A 1,867-nucleotide genomic window follows, 5' to 3' on the forward strand; every position below is an offset into this window, starting at 1 on the left:
GGCGGGGAAGGCCTCGTCGTCCAGCGGGTGGAACTCCCAGGTGCTGGCCCGGGTCCAGTCGCAGGGCTCGTCGACGTCCTCGAGCCGGTCGGGCCAGGACAGCCCCAGCGCGATCGAAATGCCGATGAGCAGCGCGAACAGCACCACACCCAACACGAACGCCACGGTCAGTCCCTCCCAGACCCCACCGAAGTGGCCACCAGTTCCCGCGCCCTCGTCCGAGCCCAGCGCTCGGCCTCGAGGACCTCGGCGACGTCGGCGGGGTCGTGTGCCCAGCCGTCCGCCTCGTCCAGCACCCGCTCCACGGTGTCGACCACGGAGAGGAACGACGTCGCGCCGACGAAGAAGGCGGCGAGCGCCTCCTCGTTGGCCGCGTTGTAGACGGCGGGCAGGCAACCGCCCGCCGTGCCCGCGCGCCTGGCGAGCCGGACCGCCGGGAACGTGTCGTCGTCCAGCGGCTCGAACGTCCACGCGGTCGGCTCTTTGAAAGTACACGCGGCAGCCGCGCCGGGGACGCGGTCGGGCCAGGACAGGCCGAGCGCGATGGGCAGGCGCATGTCGGGCGGGCTGGCCTGGGCGAGGGTGGAGCCGTCGGTGAAGGTGACCATGGAGTGGATCACCGACTGGGGGTGCACGACGACGTCGATCCGGTCGTAGGGCACGCCGAACAGCAGGTGCGCCTCGATCAGCTCCAGGCCCTTGTTGACCAGGGTGGCCGAGTTGATGGTGATCACGTTGCCCATCGACCAGGTCGGGTGGGCCATGGCCTGCTGGACGGTGACGTCGGCCAGGTCGGCGCGCTTGCGCCCCCGGAACGGGCCGCCGGAGGCGGTGAGCACGAGCCGGTCGACCTCGTCGGCGCGACCGCCGCGCAGGCACTGGGCGAGCGCGGAGTGCTCGGAGTCGACCGGCACGAGCTGGCCGGGCCCCGCGGCGGAGAGCACCAGCGGGCCGCCCGCGATGAGGGACTCCTTGTTCGCGAGCGCGAGGGTGGCGCCGGACGCGAGCGCGCGGAGGGTGGGGGCGAGGCCGATGGAGCCGGTGATGCCGTTGAGCACCACGTCGGCGGGGGCCGCGTCGACCAGGTCGCTCGCGGCGTCCGGTCCGGTCAGCAGTCGGGGCCTGCGGTGGTCGGCGGGCGCGAGGCCGCGGCGGGCGACCTCGGCGTCGTAGGCGAGGGCGAAGTCCTCGGCCGAGTCGGGGCGGGCCACGGCGACGGCCGGGACGCCGAAGTCCAGGGCCTGCGCGGCCAGCGCCGCGAGGTCCGCGCCGCCCGCGGACAGCCCCGCGACGGCGAACTGGTCGCGCCTGGTGGAGATCACGTCGAGTGCCTGGGTGCCGATCGACCCCGTGGACCCGAGAACCAGGACCTTGCGTGGTGTGCTCATCGGAGCCCATTGTCCCGGAGCAGGGTCGCGAGACCGAACAGCGGTACCTTGATAACAGAATGGTAACGCACGAATGATGTCACCCGTCTGAGGGCACTCCTGCATCGAGCACCCGGCGGGACGGAAGCGCCGGGTCACGCAGGCAGAGGAGAGCAATCGTGGGCATCTTGGGTTGGATCGTCCTTGGCCTGATCGCTGGGGCCATCGCCAAGGCGGTCATGCCGGGTCGCGACCCTGGTGGCATCATCGTCACGATCCTGATCGGCATCGTTGGCGCGATCCTCGGTGGCTTCATCGGCAGCGCCGTGTTCGGAACCGGGCTCGGGAACTTCTTCGACCTCAGCACCTGGCTGCTGGCCATCCTCGGCTCCGTGGTCCTGCTGGGGATCTACCGCCTGGTGACCGGCCGTCGCGCGAGGGCCTAGGGCCCGGCTCCGCGCGCGCCGATCCCGCGCCCCCGACGACCTCGTGTCGTCGGG

At 72.1% G+C, this 1,867-nt stretch carries 2 protein-coding genes; one reads left to right on the forward strand and one right to left on the reverse strand.

Annotated elements, in window-relative coordinates; all coding sequences use genetic code 11:
- Nucleotides 1–167: 167 nt before the first annotated feature.
- On the reverse strand, nucleotides 168–1,388 hold the full coding sequence (gene dxr / locus ACTUAL_RS28940) for a 1-deoxy-D-xylulose-5-phosphate reductoisomerase (protein WP_096496567.1): 1,221 nt from the start codon (nucleotides 1,386–1,388) through the stop codon (nucleotides 168–170).
- Nucleotides 1,389–1,546: 158 nt separating this feature from the next.
- Here dxr and ACTUAL_RS28945 point away from each other — a divergent pair, with 158 nt between their 5' ends.
- Nucleotides 1,547–1,813, forward strand: coding sequence for a GlsB/YeaQ/YmgE family stress response membrane protein (locus ACTUAL_RS28945; RefSeq protein WP_015804585.1), 267 nt, complete (start codon nucleotides 1,547–1,549; stop codon nucleotides 1,811–1,813).
- Nucleotides 1,814–1,867 lie beyond the last annotated feature (54 nt).

It is taken from the genome of Actinosynnema sp. (assembly GCF_052038725.1).

Bases quoted from the DNA above. Each gene is read 5' to 3' on its own strand.
- dxr (WP_096496567.1), bottom strand. From the start codon at position 1,388: ATGAGCACACCACGCAAGGTCCTGGTTCTCGGGTCCACGGGGTCGATC.